Here is an 18,495-nt window from a genome sequence, read left to right on the forward strand (position 1 = left end):
CGCTATGCGTTCGGCTATTCATTTATTATTACTCATTGCCACGATGGCTACGGCGGGGATATCTTCGGCTTCCTGCATCAGGGTGACCAGTTCGTCGTCATTATCCTCAGCCGCAAAAGCGGCAGGTTATACCGCCGCTAGCTGGAGCGGAGCCTGTGACACCTGCACCAGCAACATCGGTCTGCCCTCGGTCATAAGCGTCAACTCCGGGAAAAATTTTCAGCCGGCGGGGACGCTCCTCGCCAGCGCCGTCGGCAACTTCCTGACCGCGTCAACTAATCAGACCTATGGGAGTAATCAAGTCCTGTTTCGCTGTGCGCTGGCAGATGCGGGTAGTTTATACGAAATGTACTCGACCAACGGTGACAGTACCTATGCCGGCAAATATGCGGTATCCGATGTCGACGGCGCTTATTATGACGCGGAAAAAAATGTCGCCGTACGCATCACCAACTTGAGTACAGGGGAGTACTACAGCCGTTACTGGAAGGAGCGGCAGCTTACATCAGATAGCTGGTATCAGGATGATCAATACATTTATATCCCGGCAAGCGCCTTCAGCAACGTGCTATATGAAATGTATAAAACGGATGATACAGCCTACTATGTTTACTCCAACGCTACGAACAAAGACGTCTGGAGCCAACCTCGCGGTTATATTGCGTTCAAAGGACCTGGTTTAGCGACCAATGCGCTCTCTCCTGGAGAAGATCACAACACCCATTATGATGGCTGGTATAGCCTGTGGCCTGGCGGCTGGAGCACCTACAACAATGTCACCTACGTACGCGGCGCGCTTTGCCAGATAAAAGATTATCCCTCGGTGGTCACCTTGCCACCGATTGCGGTTGGCGCACTTGCGGCGGGCGGCAGCAGCCAACGCCCTTTCACCGTCAGCCTGGAGTGCGAGTCTGGAGCGAAGTCGAGCACATCAGCTTCCACCAGCAGTTCAGCCAACGTCGCGATGGGTTTTTTAGTTAACCAACCAACCGCGGTCGCCGCAGCACAATCATTAGGACTGGTCACCTCCGGCGGCGGGCTAACGTGGCTATTGGATACCCACTATGGAAACGGCGGCATCGCCTCAGGTGTTGGGATCCGTATTTACAATCAGTCAGGAAATGCGATCAATTTATTGCCTGACAGACAAAGCACCGGCAGTGGAAATAGCCGCGGCTGGTATGCGTATCAGGATCTCACATCGCTCATCTCCTCTGGCAGTACCAATATCTACAGCGGCGATTTCACCGCCTCGCTGGAGGCGATAAGCGGTCAAACCATTACAGCAGGGACGGTGAATGCGCAGCTTCAGGCAGTGGTCAGCTTTCAGTAAAGCGCTGGCTTTCGCATTGCTGGCAGCGGCGGGAACGACCCGCCCTGCCCTGGCGATAGTCAACGTTGAAAAAACCCGCGTCATTTTCGCCGCCGGCGAAATGTCACAGGCAATTACGTTATCTAATGACGGCAAGACGCCTATGCTTTTGCAAACCTGGAGCGACAAGGGTGATATCGCCGCTTCGCCGGATAGCCGTGACACGCCTATTGTCGTTCTGCCTCCGGTGTTCAAAATGCAGCCCGGCGAACTGCGTTCGTTGCGCTTAATGCTTACTTCACGGCAAATTTTAGCCGCGGACCGCGAAAGCCTGTTTTGGCTCAATCTCTATCAAATCCCCCCCAACACTAAAACCGCTGACACCGGATCACGTCAGGTTATCCTGCCGCTGCGGTTACGGTTAAAGGTTTTTGTTCGTCCGGCAAATTTGAAAGCGCCAACCCCCGATACGGAACAGCAACTGAAATTTAGCGTGGAGGGGAAAACCATCACCATCGATAATCCCACGCCGTGGTTTATGAGCATAAGCGTGCAGCCAGGTATGCAAAAATCGATTGATAACCTGCTTATCCCGCCAAAATCAGGTCAAAAGATAGAGTCTAGCCAACCGCTACAGCGCAGCGACGCCATACGTTACTCGGTAATCGGCGATGATGGAAACGCCAGGAATTACGCCGCAACACCGCAATTTATGCATTAAAAAACCCCTTCCGTTTCTACGGAAGGGGTTTGTACTCTCAAACATATTGCTGGTTACAGCAGCTCAAACTCGCTCTGCTTAACGCGGGCGGAATCCACCCCAATAAAGACGTTGAATTTGCCTGGTTCGGCAACGTATTTCATCTGCTGGTTCCAGAATTTCAGCGCTTCAACATCAATCGGGAAGCTGACGGTTTGCGTCTCGCCCGGCTTGAGATTCACCTTCTTAAAGCCGCGCAGCATTTTCACCGGCCGGCTCATCGATGCGGTGACATCCTGCAAATAAAGCTGGATCACCGTCGCCCCTTCGCGTTTGCCGGTGTTGGTCACCTGCACGCTGGCGGTCACGCTGCCGTCGCGCGGCATCGTTGGCGCCGACATTTTGACATCAGAAACGCTAAAGGTGGTGTAGCTCAGGCCATAGCCAAATGGATACAGCGGGCCGTTCGCTTGATCGAAATAACGCGAGGTGTATTTATTGGGCTTTTCCGGATTATACGGACGGCCGGTATTCAGGTGGCTGTAGTAGGTCGGGATCTGCCCCACCGAACGCGGGAAGGACATCGGCAGCTTACCGGAAGGGTTGTAATCGCCAAACAGCACATCGGCGATTGCATGGCCGCCTTCAGTACCGGCAAACCAGGTCTCCAGCAGCGCATCCACCTGCTGATCCTCTTTCACCAGCGCCAGCGGACGGCCGTTCATCAGCACCAGCACCAGCGGTTTACCGGTCGCTTTCAGCGCGCTAATCAGGTCGCGTTGGCTTTGCGGCAGGGTGATATCGGTCCGGCTGGAAGCCTCATGCGCCATGCCCTGCGCTTCGCCCACTACCGCAACGACCACGTCGGACTGTTTCGCCGCCGCCACGGCTTCATCGATCATCTCCTGCGGCGAGCGCGGGTCGACTTGCACTGCTTTCTCATACAGGTTAAGGAAATCGACAATGCCTTTATCGTCGGTAACGTTAGCGCCTTTGGCATAAATCACTTTGCCTTTATCGCCCAGCGCTTCTTTGATGCCGGTCAGCACGGTGACCGACTGATCGGCCACGCCCGCCGCCGACCAACTGCCCATCATGTCGCGCTTGCTATCCGCCAGCGCGCCCACCACCGCGATGGTGCCGGATTTTTTCAGCGGCAGGGTATCGAGACGATTTTTCAGCAGCACCAGGCTTTCTCGCGCCACTTCGCGCGCCTCTTTACGATGCAGACGGCTTTCGGCGTTGGTGTCCTGCGGGTCGGATGCTTTCGGCCCCAGGTGGCTGTACGGATCGTTGAACAGCCCCATATCATACTTGACGTTGAGCACGTGACGGGTAGCGTCATCCAACTCGGCCATCGTCACCTTGCCGGATTTCACCAGCCCCGGCAGATATTTGCTGTAGTACTCATCGCTCATGCTCATGTTGATACCGGACTTCAGCGCGACGCGCACCGCGTCTTCCGGGTCGGAGGCGACGCCGTGTTTAATCAGCTCTTTGATGGCGCCATGGTCGGAAACGGTGATGCCTTTGAAGCCCCACTGGTCGCGCAGGACGTCTTTCAGCAGCCAGGAATCGGCAGTGGCCGGAGTACCGTTGAGCGAGTTTAGCGCCACCATCACCGCGCCGCTGCCGGCATCGAGACCGGCTTTATACGGCGGCATATAGTCGTTGAACAGACGTTGCGGGCTCATATCGACGGTGTTGTACTCTTTGCCGCCTTCAACCGCGCCGTAGGCGGCGAAGTGTTTAACGCTGGTCATCACCGAATAGCGGTCTGCCGGGCTCTTGCCCTGCATCGACTCCACCATCGCTTTACCCATCACGGTGGTCAGGTAAGTATCCTCGCCAAAACCTTCGGAGGCGCGGCCCCAGCGCGGGTCGCGAGAGACGTCGACCATCGGCGCCCAGGTCATATTAAGACCATCGTCAGCCGCTTCGTAGGCCGAGATACGCCCGACGGTATTCACCGCGTCGAGATTAAAAGAGGAGGCCAGACCGAGGCTTATCGGGAAGACGGTACGCTGGCCGTGCAGCACATCGTAGGCGAAAAACAGGGGGATCTTCAGGCGGCTTAGCTGCATCACCTGATCCTGCATCACGCGGATATCAGGCCGGGTTACGGTATTAAAAATCGCCCCTACCTGACCGTCTTTGATCATTTCCCGGATCGCCTCTTTCGGGTTATCCGGGCCGACGCTGATTAAGCGCAGCTGACCGATTTTTTCATCGACCGTCATTTTTTTCAGCAGTTCGCTAACAAACGCATCTCGCGCCTCAGGCGTCAGCGGATGGTTACCAAACAGCTCATCGGCCAGCGCGGGTTGCAGCGCCAGGCTCACGGCGACGCCAACAGTACACAACCATTTCATTATTATGTATCCCTCTTTGATTCGGTGCTAATAGCCCAGCGAAAACGCAGCAAAAACCGCAGTTTGCCATATATATAAACAACGCGCCCGTAGAATGCTAAGGTTCTTATCTGATTTATAGAAACATTCATGCACCAAATTGTCATACAAAGCGGTATGCTAACAGCGATATAGCTTTCCTGTGCCCACAAGGAGTGAATCATGTCATCTGCAACAACAATAAATAACCCTCCCTTTTTGGCGGAACTGGCGCGGCTGGTTGGCTCCTCGCATCTGTTAACCGATCCGGCGAAAACCCAGCGTTACCGAAAAGGTTTCCGCTCCGGCCACGGCGATGCGCTGGCGGTGGTGTTCCCCGGTACCCTGCTTGAACTATGGCGAGTTCTCAGCGCCTGCGTCCAGGCTGACAAAATTATCCTGATGCAGGCGGCGAATACCGGCCTCACCGAAGGCTCCACCCCGAGCGGCAATGATTACGATCGTGAAATTGTCATTATCAGCACGCTGCGTCTGGACAAGCTGCACCTGCTGGATAAGGGCGAGCAGGTGCTGGCCTACCCTGGCACCACCCTCTATTCACTGGAAAAAGCGCTAAAACCGCTGGGCCGCGAACCGCACTCGGTGATCGGCTCTTCTTGCATCGGCGCATCGGTTATCGGCGGTATCTGTAACAATTCCGGCGGTTCACTGGTGCAGCGCGGGCCTGCCTATACCGAAATGTCGCTGTTTGCGCAGATTGACGCCGACGGCAAGCTGAAATTAGTCAACCATCTGGGAATCGATTTAGGCGCGACGCCGGAACAAATCCTGAGCCGCCTCGACGATGATCGTATCAACGATGCCGACGTGCAGCATGATGGCCGTCACGCCCACGATCACGATTACGTCACCCGCGTGCGCGATGTCAACGCCGATACCCCGGCTCGCTATAACGCCGACCCGGACCGCCTGTTCGAATCCTCCGGCTGCGCCGGTAAACTGGCGGTCTTCGCCGTTCGTCTCGATACTTTTCCGGCGGAAAAACGCCAGCAGGTGTTCTATATCGGCACCAATCAGCCGGAAGTGCTCACCGAAATCCGCCGCCACATCCTCGCTGAATTCAATACTCTGCCGGTGGCCGGCGAATATATGCACCGCGATATTTACGATATCGCCGAAAAATATGGCAAAGACACCTTCCTGATGATCGATAAGCTCGGCACCGACAAAATGCCGTTCTTCTTCACCATGAAGGGGCGCACCGACGCGATGCTGGAAAAAGTCTCCCTGTTCAAGCCGCACTTCACCGACCGCTTTATGCAGAAGCTCGGTCATGCCTTCCCGGCGCACCTGCCGGAGCGTATGAAAACCTGGCGTGATAAGTACGAACATCATCTGCTGCTGAAGATGGCCGGCGACGGCATCGAAGAAGCGCAGAAGTGGCTTACGGAGTATTTCCAGCAGGCTGAAGGCGATTTCTTTGCCTGTACCGCGGAAGAAGGCAGCAAGGCATTCCTGCACCGCTTCGCCGCCGCCGGCGCGGCGATCCGCTATCAGGCGGTACATGCCGACGAAGTGGAAGATATTCTGGCGCTGGACATCGCCCTGCGCCGCAATGACACCGAATGGTTCGAACATCTGCCTGCGGAAATCGATAGCCAGCTAGTCTACAAGCTCTACTATGGCCACTTTATGTGTCACGTCTTCCACCAGGATTACATCGTGAAGAAAGGGGTCGACGCGCACGAATTGAAGGAAAAAATGCTGGATCTGTTGAAAGCGCGCGGCGCGCAGTACCCGGCGGAGCACAACGTCGGGCATCTGTATGAAGCGGCGGAGAGTTTAAAACGCTTCTATCGCCAGAACGATCCCACCAATAGCATGAATCCGGGGATCGGCAAAACCAGCAAACAAAAATACTGGGGCGAGGCGCAGAAGCCAACGAAAGCACAATAATCGTCACCAGGACTATTCAGCCGCCGGGCTTCTGTATTACGCTGCAGGCCGGAGAAAAAGACTCTCCGGCCAATTAGCTTGAGGAGCCCCCATGTCCGCCAAGGATAAGTTACAAGACGCCGACTTAGAGATCCGCGAAGCGCTGCCTGATGACGCGCATGCGATTGCCGCGCTGTACGTCTGGCACGTGCTTAACGGCCGCGCCTCATTTGAAGAGATCCCGCCTACCGTCGACGAAATGCGTAAGCGAATCAAAACTGTACGCGATAACGGGCTTCCCTGGCTGGTCGCGCTGTGGCGCGGCACCATCGTCGGCTACTGCTACGCCACCTTTTACCGCCCTCGCCCGGCGTACCGCTATACGCTGGAAGAGTCGATTTACGTTGAGTCCGGCATGGGCGGGCGCGGCATCGGCAGCGCGCTGCTGACGCGTCTCATCGCGCAATGTGAACAGGGGCCGTGGCGGCAGATGCTGGCGATTATCGGCGACGGCCACAATAACGCCGCCTCGATTGCCATTCATAAGAAATTTGGCTTTACCGTTACCGGACAGCTGCGCAGCGTCGGCTATAAGATGGGCGACTGGCGCGATACCCTAATCATGCAGCGCCAGCTTGGCGACGGCGACTGGACGTTACCGGAGTGATATCAAAATTCCCGGATTGCGACGCAATCCGGGGGAAGGACAAATTAATCGTTCTGCGCGGTCTGCGTGCCGCCTTTCAGCATCGCTTCCGCCATCTGCGCTTCACGCTGCTTTTTATAGCTCAATGCTGACGCCGGAACCGGCATCACCTTACCGGTTTCAATCCAGGTCCGTAACCGGCTTGCGTCGGCGAAGTGGGTATATTTGCCAAACGCATCCATTACCACCAGCGCCACCGGGCGTTGGTTAATCACCGTGCGCATAATCAGGCAGTGGCCGGCGGCGTTGGTAAAGCCGGTTTTGGTCAACTGAATATTCCAGTTATCGCGATACACCAGGTGGTTGGTATTGCGGAACGGCAAGGTATAAGCCGGATGCGCAAAAGTGGCGGTATCTTCTTTGGTGGTGCTTAGCTGGCCGATCAGCGGATATTGTTCGCTGGCGATCAGCAGCTTAGTCAGATCGCGCGCCGTGGAGACGTTATGCACCGACAGGCCGGTCGGCTCAACATAGCGTGTATGGGTCATCCCCAGCGCCTGCGCTTTGGCGTTCATCGCGCGGATAAAAGCGTTATAACCGCCAGGATAGTGGTGCGCCAGGCTGGCGGCGGCGCGGTTCTCCGAGGACATCAGCGCCAGCAGCAGCATATTGCGGCGGCTAATTTGGCTGTTAAGACGCACGCGGGAATATATGCCTTTCATCTCCGGCGTCTGGCTGATATCAACTGTCAGCATTTCGTCCAGCGGTAAATGCGCATCCAGCACTACCATGGCGGTCATCACTTTGGTAATAGACGCCATCGGGCGCACCAAATCGGGCTGGCTGGCGTAAATGATTTTCTTGGTCGCCAGATCGACGATCATCGCGCTACCGGAAGCGATATCCGGCTGTGAAGCGGCGGTTACCGCACTGGTTTTTGCTATCGCCTGGGGCGCAAAAGGCACAGCCAGCAGCAAAGTCAGGCTGAGCAAAGAAATTCGAAAATTCGGCATCATGGGCATTCTGAAAAGTATTTTTGCACGCTATAGAACGTACGCCGCGGCGTAAAGTGAGCTACGCCGCTGGCAAACGCCATCATACCGCGTCATAACGCCCTGAGGCCAATAAGAATCGTGAGTAAATGCTGCATTGCCGACATAATTATTCATTTCTGCCGGCAATGCATTTGATTAGAAGAGTCGGTACCCGTAACCCCACAGCACGACGGTAAGCGCCAGCAGCACTTCCAGCACCAGCACCCCGATAGCCAGGGTTGAGCTGGCGAAGCTGAGCCCCTCTTCCTTATTAATACTCAGGAAGGTCGGAATACCCAGATACAACAGATAACCGGTGTAAAACAGCGCGATGGTGCCTATCAGCGCGCACAGCCATACCAGCGGATAGAGCGCCACGATCCCGCTTAAAAATAGCGGCGTCGCGACGTAGCCGGCAAAGACCATACAGCGTTTCAGCGACGGCTGCTGCGGATAGCTTCTGGCCATCCACCAGATCACCCGCCCCATCACCGCCACCCCGGCCAGCATCACGGCATAAAACAGTACCGCTAATACCAACCCGGTCATCAGCGAGAGCTTAATCACCGTACCGTCGCCGAAGTTCCAGCCGAGCTGCGTCGTACCGATAAAGGCGCAGATAACCGGAACCGCCGCCATCACCAGCACATGGTGCGTGTAGTGATGCGAAACGGTCTCATTTTCACTCTTGATCACGCTCATCTCTTGATTAGGATGAGAGAAGAGTCCCCAGACATGGTTCATAGCGTCCCCCTTGTCACGGCTTCGTACAGCACTGATCCAAGTATAATTCACTCTGTAGATTATTTTGTGTACAGCGATAAAAATCCGCTTCAGCGCGTTTTAATGATCAAGGTGTATGATTAAGGGACTGGTAAGAGTAGGAGTTTATGTTTATATGGATATCAATCACCTGATTTCCCAATACGGCTACGCGGCGCTGGTTATCGGCAGCATCGCAGAAGGTGAAACCATCACCATCCTTGGCGGCGTGGCGGCGCATCAGGGTCTATTGAAGTTTTCGTTGGTGGTCATCGCCGTGGCCTTAGGCGGCATGATCGGCGATCAGCTGTTGTATTTCCTCGGACGCCAGTTCGGCGGTAAGCTACTGCGCCGCTTTTCGCGGCAGAAGGCGCGGATCCGTAAAGCGCAGCGCCTGATTCAACGCCATCCCTATCTGTTCGTTATCGGCACCCGCTTTATGTACGGCTTTCGGGTTATCGGCCCGGTTTTGATCGGCGCCAGCCGCTTGCCGCCGAAAATTTTTCTGCCGCTGAATATTTTCGGCGCCATCGTTTGGGCGCTGATTTTTACCACCCTGGGTTATCTCGGCGGCGAGGCGATCGGCCCGTGGCTGCATCATCTCGATCAGCACATCAAACACTGGATCTGGCTGATTCTCGTAGTGGCGCTGGTGGTCGGAGCCCATCTTTGGCTGAAACGCCGGGAAGCGAAAAGAAAAGCGGAAGATACAGAGGATGATAATCAATAGCGGCGCCGCGCGCCGCTATTGACGCCGTTATTTCGTCGTCTGGTGATAACCGCCGCCCAGCGCGGAAGTCAGCTGAATGCTGGCGTCCAGCCACTGGCCGTGCAGGCGCAGCGCGGTAATTCGCTCCTGTAGCGCAGGCAGCTTCGCCATACTCACGCGGGAGCCGGGTAAAATACCGGCGTTCATTCGCGCCTGGGCGAGATTGACCACCCGCTGCGCGTCTTTCTCCACCTGCTGCTGCTGCTGGTTTTTCTCCATCAGCGTCTCTACCTGGCTTGCGGTTTTCGCTACCTGGTTCACCGCATCGACTACGGCCTTGTTGTATTTAGCGATCGACAGGCCGTTCTGCGCGCTGGCGATATCAAGATTGGCATTCAGCCTGCCGCTATCAAAGATAGGCAGCGTCAGCCCGGCGGTGACGCCCATCTGCTGCGCCGAATGACGGAACAGATCGCTTAAATGCAGCGCATCCTGTTGCAGGAACGCCATCAGGTTGATATCCGGATAAAACGCCGCTTTCGCCGCATCAATTTCGCTTAGCGAGGATTCAATATACCAGTGGGCTTCCTGCAGATCCGGACGGCGGGCCAGCAGTTCATAGCCCAGTTCGCTCGGCATCTGCGCGCTGACCGCGGGCAGCGGCGCCGCACGCAGATTGAGCGACTGGCTCTGGCTATTGGTTAACGCCATCAGCCGCGCTTCAATCTCTTTCATATTACCCGCCACATCGGCCAGCTGCTGATCGGTTTTGCTGACGTTAATGTCGTTCTCCGCCCCTTCGGCGGAGTTAGTGATACCACGCTGATAGAGCGCGGTATCCACGCTAACAATATTATTCTGTTCGCTTTTGACCTGCTGCAGCACCGTTTTCACCGCCGCTTCGGTCTGCCACTGCCAGTACAGTCGCGCCACGCTGCTGGCCAGCAGCTCGCGGGTCTGCGCCTGCTCGGCGACCTGGGCTTTCACTTCGCCGATACGCGCTTTCACCAACGCACGGTTTTTCCCCCACAGATCCAGATCCCAACCGGCGGTCAGGCCAAAGGTACCGTTGGTGTACCAGGGGCCGGTGTTGCCGTCGGTATCGGTGGCGAACGGTCCCATCAGGCCTTCCGCGGACATTTTCTGCCGTTCGATATCGGCGGAAAAATCCATCTCCGGGCCGAGATTTGCCTGCGACATTCGTGCCTGCGCTTCGGCCAGTTTGATGCGCTGCGCGGCAATTTGCATATCCGGAGCATTGGCTAACGCGCGCTGAATCAGATTATCCAACTGGGCATCGTGGTAATCTTTCCACCAGTCGGTATGCGGCCAGCCATTTTTTACGGCGGCGGGCAGATCCATCGAAACATGAGATGCCGGAGTTTGCTGCTTTAAAGGGCCGCCAATGTCATGCGATGGCGCGCAGCCAGCCAGCGCGATGGCCAGTGGCAGTGCCGCCAGCACGCTTTTGCTCAATGTAAGGTTCATTCTTCAGGTCGGGTTACTTATAAAGGTTGGTCATCATAAATTAATTGAATGACGTTCGTTAAGTAAAGCGTGTGCATTGACAATGAGTCAGCTAAAAATAAACAAAGTTATTATTGGAGTTGCAATGAGTCAGAACATTTATGACGATCCCGGTTTCTTTGCCGGTTACGCCACCCTTGACCGTTCGGTGAAGGGGCTTGACGGCGCGCCGGAGTGGCCGGCAATTCAGCGCCTGCTGCCACAGTTAGACGGCCTGCGCGTGGTCGATCTCGGCTGCGGATACGGCTGGTTTTGTCGCTGGGCGCAGCAACAAGGAGCAAAACAGATAATCGGTTTCGATCTCTCCAGCCGGATGCTGGAGCGGGCGCGGGAGATGACCACCGGCGAGACTATCGAATATCGCTGCGCCGACCTGCAAACCCTGACGCTGCCCGCGAATAGCTGCGATCTGGTCTACAGTTCGCTGGCGCTGCACTATTTACCGGATGTCGCGCCGCTGTTCGCCACGCTCTATCAGGCGCTGGTTCCCGGCGGTAAGCTTGTCTTTTCTGCCGAACATCCCATCTATACCGCACCGCTGCAGCAGGGCTGGCAGGTGGATGAACAGGGGCGGAAACGCTGGCCGGTGAGCCACTATCAGCAGGAAGGCGAACGCATCAGCAACTGGTTTGCCGACGGGGTGATTAAACAGCATCGCAAACTCTCAAGCTGGATTAATGCGCTCATCGCGGCCGGTTTTGTGCTTGAGCAGCTTGACGAATGGGGCCCGAGCGCCGAACAAATCGCCGCCCAACCGGCGCTGGAGGAAGAGAAAGAGCGTCCGATGATCTTTTTACTGCGCGCCCGTAAACCGGCTTAAACGGCATGCGGCCCGGATCAACCGGGCCGCCGAATAGCTTATTCCTGCAGGCTACCGCCGTTGCTGGCAATCACCGCCTGATACCAGGCAAAACTTTTCTTCTTACGCCGTTCGAGCGTCCCCTGCCCGCGATCGTCACGATCGACATAGATAAAACCGTAGCGCTTGGACATCTCGGCCTTCGACGCGCTAACCAGATCGATTGGCCCCCAACTGGTAAAGCCCATCAGTTCAACGCCGTCAGCAATGGCTTCCCGCGCCTGCACCAGGTGATCGTTGAGATAGCTGATGCGATAGTCATCGTTGATGCTGCCGTCGGCCTCGATTTTATCCTTCGCCCCCAGACCATTTTCAACGATAAACAACGGCTTCTGATAGCGGTCCCACAGTACATTCAACAACGTACGCAGCCCCAGCGGGTCTATCTGCCAGCCCCACTCCGAGCTTGCCAGATGCGGATTCGGCACCATGCTGAGAATGTTACCGCGCGCCTGCTGGTTCAGCGCTTCATCGGCGGTGACGCAGCCGGTCATATAGTAGCTAAAGGAGATAAAATCGACGGTCTCTTTCAGCGCTTCCCGGTCGCCGTCGGTGATGGTCAGCGTAATATCGTTTTCGTGGAAATAGCGCTGCATGTAGCCCGGATAGGCGCCACGGCACTGGACGTCGCCAAAGAACTGCCAGCTGCGGTTTTGCTGCAGCGTTTCAAAGACATCTTCCGGCTTGCAGCTCAGCGGATACATCAGCCCGCCGAGCAACATATTGCCAATCTTCCCTTGCGGTACCAGTTCATGACAGGCTTTGACCGCCAGCGCGCTGGCCACCAGCTGGTGGTGGATAGCCTGATAGACTTCGCCTTTACTGCTACCGGCCGGCAGGCCGACGCCGGTCATTGGCGCATGTAGCGACATATTAATTTCGTTAAAGGTGAGCCACAGTTTGACCTGATTTTTATAGCGGCTGAATACCGTCCTGGCGTAGCGTTCGAAAAAGCCAATCACCTTGCGACTGCCCCAGCCGCCATAGTTTTTTACCAGCGCCCACGGCATCTCATAGTGCGATAGCGTCACCAGCGGAGTGATATTATGCGCGGCCATCTCGGCAAACAGCTTGTCGTAAAAGACTAGCCCGGCTTCGTTCGGCTCGGCGTCATCGCCATTCGGGAAGATACGCGTCCAGGCGATCGAGACCCGCAGACAGTTGAAGCCCATCTCAGCAAACAGCGCGATATCCTGCGGATAACGATGGTAAAAATCGATCGCCACATCTTTAATACCGCTGTCGCCCGCGACGCGCTCCACGACGTCGCCGAATACCCCCTGCGGCTGCACGTCGGAGGTGGATAAACCTTTGCCATCTTCCAGATATGCGCCTTCGACCTGATTTGCCGCGGTGGCGCCGCCCCATAAAAAGCCCTGTGGGAATGTTTTCATCGCTCTCTCCTGTAATTAATGGCTGACGGACAACAGCGGCTGGCCGGCATCCACGACGCTCGCGGACACCATCTCAACGCTACGGTAATCATCGCTGTTGCTGATAATAATCGGGGTCGCCAGGTCGTAACCGGCGTCCAGAATGGCCTGACGATCGAACTCCAGCAGCAAATCGCCGGCCTGAACTTTATCCCCCTCTTTGACATGGGCGGTAAACGGTACGCCGTCGAGTTTGACGGTATCAATACCGACGTGAATCAGTAGTTCAATGCCGCTGTCGCTCAGCAGGCCGATGGCATGTTTAGTCTTAAACAGCGAGGCGACCTCGCCAGAAAACGGGGCAATGACCTTGCCCACCGCCGGAATAATAGCCACGCCTTTACCCAGCAGACCGCTGGCGAAGGTGCTATCCGGCACCTGATCGAGGGCCAGCACGCTGCCGGACATCGGCGCCAGAATATCGTTTTCCGCCGCAGAGGCGACGACGACCGCGCGTTCCGCCTGGCTGCGCGGCAAGCCGGCGAAGAAGGTCAATACACAGGCGAGAATGAAAGCCACGCCGGTGCCGATTAATCCCCCCCACACGCTAAAATCAATACCGCCGGGCGGGATCATCTGCGCTGGAAAGAAAATGTTCGGCACCCCAAAGGAATAAGCGTAGCTATTACTGAAGGCGGTGATCGCGCCACCAATCGCGCCGGCGATACACCCGAAGATAAACGGGCGACGTAACGGAAGGGTCAGGCCATAAATGGCAGGCTCAGTGATGCCAAACAGCCCGGCGGAAAACGCGGAACCTGCCAGCATCCGCTGACGCGAATCGCGCGTGGCCAGCAGTATCCCCAGCACGGCGCCCACCTGGGCTATCACCGCCGGCAGAATGATCGGCAGCATAGAATCATGCCCCAACACGGTCATGTTATTGATCATCAGCGGTATCAGCCCCCAGTGCAGGCCGAAGATAACGCATACCTGCCATAGCGCGCCCAGCACCGCGCCTGCCAGCCATGGGGCAAAAACGTAGATAACCTGATAGCCATTGGCAATCATGTGGCTCAGCCAGGTCGCCAGCGGGCCTATCACCAGAAAGGTCAGCGGCACAACCACCGCAAGACAGATTGCCGGAGTAAAAAAGTTCTTCATCGCGGACGGCAGCACCGCATTACTCTTACGTTCCAGCCAGCAGCAGACCCAGGAGGCGAGGATAATCGGGATCACCGAGGAGCTATAATTGATATAGGTCACCGGTATACCGAGGAAGTGTTCCACTGGTGCCCCCGTCTGACTGGCTTCAAAGGCCTGAATCATCAGCGGGTGGGTTAATGCGCCGCCGATCACCATTGAGATGAACGGGTTGCCGCCAAACTTTTTGCCAGCGGTGTAGCCAAGAAACAGCGGGAAGAAAAAGAACAGCGCATCACTGGCGGCAAACCAGATTTTATAGGTCCCCTGTTGCGGCGTGAGCCATCCGCAGGTTAGCGCCAGCGCCAGCAGTCCTTTCAGCAGACCCGTCGCCGCCATTACGCCAATAAAAGGGGTAAAGATGCCGGAAATGATATCGATGAGCTGACTTAATATCGAGCTTTTCGCCGCTTTCTCCTGCGGCACCGGTTCGCTGTCGTCGCTTAATCCCGCCTGCTGGCGCACTGCCAGCCAGACATCGTGAACATGGTTGCCGATAACCACCTGAAACTGACCGCCGCTTTCTACCACCATGATCACGCCGGGGTTCGCCTTCAGCCCTTCGGCATCGGCCTTAGCATTATCTTTCAATTTAAAACGCAGACGTGTCGCGCAGTGAACCAGACTCACAATATTCTCTTTGCCGCCGACGCGGTGAAGAATATCCTGCGCGAGTGCTTTATATTCCATGCTCTTTTCCTTACTGCCGCTGCCCACAGACAACCGGCGACTGAGTATTAAAAATAAAAAAACCCGAGAACCACGCCGGTTGGCGTCGCGCTCAGGTTTTGCCTGCATCATGCAGTAACAATCCAGTTTTGTGGGGGAATTAACGCCCCTCTTTTCTTACCCGCTCGATATGAATGGCAAGAAACATAATCTCTTCGGTGGTCAGCGCCCGTTGATAATTCTTTTGCAGGTGCTTCGCCACCGTTTCCGCGCACTTCCACGCTTTGGCGTAGTTATCTTTCACCGCGCTGTGCAGCGTGACGTCGTCATCCTGCACTACCGTCCGCGTTAACATGCGCTGGGCGAAAAACTTCAGATGGGTCACAAAGCGCTGGTAGCTGAGCGACTCTTCATCGTAGTTAAGCTGCAGCTGATACTTCACCAGTTGCAGGATCTCCTGCATCACCCGCGTCACGTGCATCACTTCCGGCATTTCGCTGTTGAGCTGCGCCGTCACCAGATGCAAAGCGATAAACCCGGCTTCATCCTCGGCAAGCTCGACGCCCAGCCGGCGGGCGATGATGGCCCTCGCCTCCTGCCCCAGTTCGAACTCCTTCGGATACAGCCGTTTAATCTCCCACAGCAGCACGTTGCGAATCGCGACGCCGTTTTTCTGCCGCTCGATGGCAAAGTGACAGTGGTCAGTTAAGGTGATGTACAAACTTTCCTGTAACTTTCCCAACCGCCCGCGGGCCAGCTCGATGATACGATCGCAGGTGGTCATCACTTCTAACGGTATCTGACTGAGTAATTCGCCTAAGCGGCCAACCAGTTCATCGCTTTGCAAGGCGAAGACTTTTTCAATTTTACTTTCGTCCAACGAGTCGCCCACGCGCTTTTGAAAGGCCAGCCCTCGCCCCATCACCACCTGTTCGCGCTGCTGCTCGTTGACCACTACCACCACGTTATTATTAAGTACTTTGGCGATTAGCATATGAACCCCAGAAACAAAAAAACCTGACCCCCGACAAATGCCAGGTAATCAGGTTTCGCCTGCCGAAGCAGTAGCAATCCAACTATTGCACTGTATCAACTTCTTGTGACGACTCAAGCGCGAGGGAATAAAAACGTGATACAGCTCGCGTCGTATCGTGCAGGAATGAGTGCTAATTAATAAAGTGCGTACGGAATAACACCACCTTATCTAATAACGTGCAATGGCGTTCGCTATCTCTGCTGAGGTTTGCAAGGTACGAATTTCATTAAAGACGCCAAGCGCTTCACTATATTCTTTGCGTAAATAGCCCAGCCACTGCTTAATGCGCGCCACGTGATATAAACCGGTATCCCCCTGCTTTTCCAGCTGGGTATATTTTTTGAGTAACTCAACAACCTGCGGCCACGGCATACGCGGTTCATTGTATTTAATTACCCGGCTGAGATTCGGCACGTTGAGCGCGCCGCGGCCAATCATCACTGAATCGCAGCCGGTGACGGCCATGCACTCCTGCACGCTTTGCCAGTCCCAGATTTCGCCGTTAGCAACCACCGGAATAGTCAGTCGCTGGCGGATTTCGCCGATGGCCTGCCAGTTGATGCGTTCAGCTTTGTAACCATCCTCTTTCGTGCGGCCATGCACCACCAGCTCGTTGGCGCCCGCCTGCTGCACCGCGTCGGCGATTTCAAAGCGCCGTTCGCCGCTGTCCCAGCCAAGGCGAACTTTCACCGTCACCGGCAGATGATCGGGAACCGCTTCGCGCATGGCCTTCGCGCCGCGATAGATAAGTTCGGGATCTTTCAATAACGTCGCACCGCCGCCGCTGCCGTTCACCAGCTTCGATGGACAACCGCAGTTTAAATCCACGCCCCATGAGCCAAGCTCCACCGCGCGGGCGGCGTTTTCCGCCAGCCATTGCGGGTATTGCCCCAACAATTGTACGCGCACGCGGGTGCCGGACGGAGTACGGCTTTGATGGTGCAGTTCCGGGCACAGTCTGTAGAACGATTTTACCGGCAGCAGTTGGTCCACCACGCGCAGAAATTCGGTGATGCACAGATCGTAATCGTTAACCTCGGTCAGCAGCTCGCGCACCAGCGAATCGAGCACGCCTTCCATTGGCGCCAGTAATACACGCATATCGTTACCCGGAAAAAAAAGAGGCGCTATGGTAGCGCCTCTGTGCGTCGGTTGAAAGACCTCAATACCAGACCTTAGCGTGGTTCGAGGCAGTTATCCTCTTTCCAGCCGTAAAGCCACTCGATACCGCGGTAAAATTCATCCTGCGTTTTGCCCTTCCATAGCAGATTACGAACCTGACGTTCGACCCCCGCCGCGTGATAAATCCGCCCCATTTCACGGGTCGACCAGACAATTCGCGCGGTACGCGGAATACGCACCGACTCGTACAGCGCGAAGGCGCGAGCGGCGTCGCCGTCGCACTGCTGCAGCGCTTTACCTATCGTTACCGCATCCTCCAGCGCCATGCAGGCGCCCTGCGCCATATATTGCGCCACCGGGTGAGCGGCATCGCCGACCAGGGTAATGCGATCGTTGCCCCACTTTGCAACCGGCTCGCGGTCGGCGGTGGACCAGCGGCGCCAGGAAGTCGGTTTGTCGAGCATCTGCCGCGGGCGCGGATGAATCCCTTTAAAGTAAGAGAGCACCTCTTCTTTGCTACCGTCGCGCACGCCCCACTCTTCGCTTTCGCGGCTATGGAAGGTGACCACCAGGTTGTACTGTTTGCCGCCGCGCAGCGGATAGTGCACCAGATGACAATGCGGCCCGGCCCACAGTACCGGCGCGTTGATACGCAGGTCTTCCGGCATGTCGGCCGCCTCGATCACCGCGCGGTACACCACATGGCCGGTGACCCGCGGCGCATCGCCGAGCAGACTCTGGCGCACCACTGACTTCACGCCGTCGCAACCCAGCAGAATATCGGCAGTCCAGCTATTGCCTTTGTCATCAAAGACCGTCACGTCGTCGGCGGTCTGGCGGATATCCACCACCTGAGTTGAAGTCCGGTATTCCACGCCGGGATGGGTCAGCGCGGCTTCCCAGACGGTGGCGTGAATGTCCACCCGATGGATCACCGCATACGGGCCGCCGAAATGGTCACGGAAGGCCTGCCCGGTCTCGATACGCACCACCTCTTCCCCATTCACCGCATCCATCATCGTGATATGGTCGGTAAACACCGCACGCTGGCGCGCCACTTCGCCGACGCCCAGACTATCCAGCGCTGAAAACGCATTCGGCCCCAGTTGAATACCGGCGCCGATTTCGCCGATTTCATGCGCCTTTTCCAGCAGCATTACTTTGATTCCCTGGCGCGCCAGAGAGAGCGCCGTCGCCGCGCCGCCAATGCCGCCGCCGACGATAATTGCTCGCGTCACTTTCGCCATTTTCCCTCCT

General features: G+C 56.3%; 15 protein-coding genes. 6 read left to right on the forward strand and 9 right to left on the reverse strand.

Going from position 1 to position 18,495, the window contains the following annotated elements:
• The first annotated feature begins 4 nt into the window (after positions 1-4).
• Both stbD and PGR10_RS08185 read left to right on the forward strand, forming a co-directional pair.
• Positions 5-1,333, forward strand: a complete 1,329-nt coding sequence (gene stbD / locus PGR10_RS08180) for a fimbrial usher protein StbD (protein ID WP_430923324.1) — start codon at positions 5-7, stop codon at positions 1,331-1,333.
• Positions 1,299-2,033 carry a fimbrial assembly chaperone gene (locus PGR10_RS08185; RefSeq protein WP_430923325.1) on the forward strand — a complete coding sequence of 245 codons (735 nt, stop codon included), beginning with the start codon at positions 1,299-1,301 and terminating at the stop codon, positions 2,031-2,033. Before stbD ends, PGR10_RS08185 begins: the two co-directional genes overlap by 35 nt.
• 53 nt (positions 2,034-2,086) lie before the next feature.
• Here PGR10_RS08185 and bglX read toward each other — a convergent pair whose 3' ends face one another.
• Entirely contained in the window at positions 2,087-4,384 is a 2,298-nt protein-coding gene (gene bglX, locus PGR10_RS08190) for a beta-glucosidase BglX (protein ID WP_430923326.1), read from the reverse strand.
• A 201-nt stretch (positions 4,385-4,585) separates the two neighbouring features.
• Between bglX and dld the strand changes: the two genes are divergently transcribed.
• Both dld and PGR10_RS08200 read left to right on the forward strand, forming a co-directional pair.
• Entirely contained in the window at positions 4,586-6,319 is a 1,734-nt protein-coding gene (dld, locus tag PGR10_RS08195) for a D-lactate dehydrogenase (RefSeq protein ID WP_430923327.1), read from the forward strand.
• 91 nt (positions 6,320-6,410) lie between these two features.
• The gene (locus tag PGR10_RS08200) at positions 6,411-6,965 is read left to right on the forward strand and encodes a GNAT family N-acetyltransferase (protein ID WP_015706095.1); all 555 of its coding nucleotides are present in this window, start codon (positions 6,411-6,413) and stop codon (positions 6,963-6,965) included.
• 44 nt (positions 6,966-7,009) lie between these two features.
• On the opposite strand, the gene pbpG is transcribed toward PGR10_RS08200, so the two are convergent.
• A complete protein-coding gene (gene pbpG / locus PGR10_RS08205) occupies positions 7,010-7,960 on the reverse strand; it encodes a D-alanyl-D-alanine endopeptidase (RefSeq protein WP_161799877.1) in 951 nt (316 codons plus the stop codon).
• 174 nt (positions 7,961-8,134) lie between these two features.
• Positions 8,135-8,722 (reverse strand): Yip1 family protein, encoded by a 588-nt coding sequence (locus tag PGR10_RS08210; protein ID WP_430923328.1) that lies wholly within the window; start codon positions 8,720-8,722, stop codon positions 8,135-8,137.
• A 154-nt stretch (positions 8,723-8,876) separates the two neighbouring features.
• On the opposite strand from PGR10_RS08210, the gene PGR10_RS08215 reads away from it, so the two are divergent.
• A complete protein-coding gene (locus tag PGR10_RS08215) occupies positions 8,877-9,470 on the forward strand; it encodes a DedA family protein (protein ID WP_087860173.1) in 594 nt (197 codons plus the stop codon).
• Between the two features lie 27 nt (positions 9,471-9,497).
• On the opposite strand, the gene mdtQ is transcribed toward PGR10_RS08215, so the two are convergent.
• On the reverse strand, positions 9,498-10,937 hold the full coding sequence (gene mdtQ, locus PGR10_RS08220) for a multidrug resistance outer membrane protein MdtQ (RefSeq protein ID WP_087860172.1): 1,440 nt from the start codon (positions 10,935-10,937) through the stop codon (positions 9,498-9,500).
• Positions 10,938-11,061: 124 nt separating this feature from the next.
• On the opposite strand from mdtQ, the gene PGR10_RS08225 reads away from it, so the two are divergent.
• Positions 11,062-11,796, forward strand: a complete 735-nt coding sequence (locus tag PGR10_RS08225; RefSeq protein WP_430914774.1) for a class I SAM-dependent methyltransferase — start codon at positions 11,062-11,064, stop codon at positions 11,794-11,796.
• A 38-nt stretch (positions 11,797-11,834) separates the two neighbouring features.
• On the opposite strand, the gene PGR10_RS08230 is transcribed toward PGR10_RS08225, so the two are convergent.
• From PGR10_RS08230 to PGR10_RS08250, 5 genes are all read right to left on the reverse strand, one after another.
• Positions 11,835-13,229, reverse strand: a complete 1,395-nt coding sequence (locus PGR10_RS08230) for a glycoside hydrolase family 1 protein (RefSeq protein ID WP_430923329.1) — start codon at positions 13,227-13,229, stop codon at positions 11,835-11,837.
• A gap of 15 nt (positions 13,230-13,244) precedes the next feature.
• Entirely contained in the window at positions 13,245-15,212 is a 1,968-nt protein-coding gene (gene bglF, locus PGR10_RS08235; RefSeq protein ID WP_430923330.1) for a PTS beta-glucoside transporter subunit IIABC, read from the reverse strand.
• Between the two features lie 28 nt (positions 15,213-15,240).
• Positions 15,241-16,074 (reverse strand): transcriptional antiterminator BglG, encoded by an 834-nt coding sequence (bglG, locus tag PGR10_RS08240; protein ID WP_032712035.1) that lies wholly within the window; start codon positions 16,072-16,074, stop codon positions 15,241-15,243.
• Positions 16,075-16,284: 210 nt separating this feature from the next.
• The gene (gene dusC, locus PGR10_RS08245) at positions 16,285-17,217 is read right to left on the reverse strand and encodes a tRNA dihydrouridine(16) synthase DusC (RefSeq protein ID WP_430923331.1); all 933 of its coding nucleotides are present in this window, start codon (positions 17,215-17,217) and stop codon (positions 16,285-16,287) included.
• Between the two features lie 74 nt (positions 17,218-17,291).
• Positions 17,292-18,485 carry a 3-hydroxybenzoate 6-monooxygenase gene (locus tag PGR10_RS08250; RefSeq protein WP_032708754.1) on the reverse strand — a complete coding sequence of 398 codons (1,194 nt, stop codon included), beginning with the start codon at positions 18,483-18,485 and terminating at the stop codon, positions 17,292-17,294.
• Positions 18,486-18,495: the final 10 nt, after the last annotated feature.

Source organism: Klebsiella sp. 141198, assembly GCF_050600785.1.
Lineage (GTDB): Bacteria > Pseudomonadota > Gammaproteobacteria > Enterobacterales > Enterobacteriaceae > Klebsiella > Klebsiella aerogenes.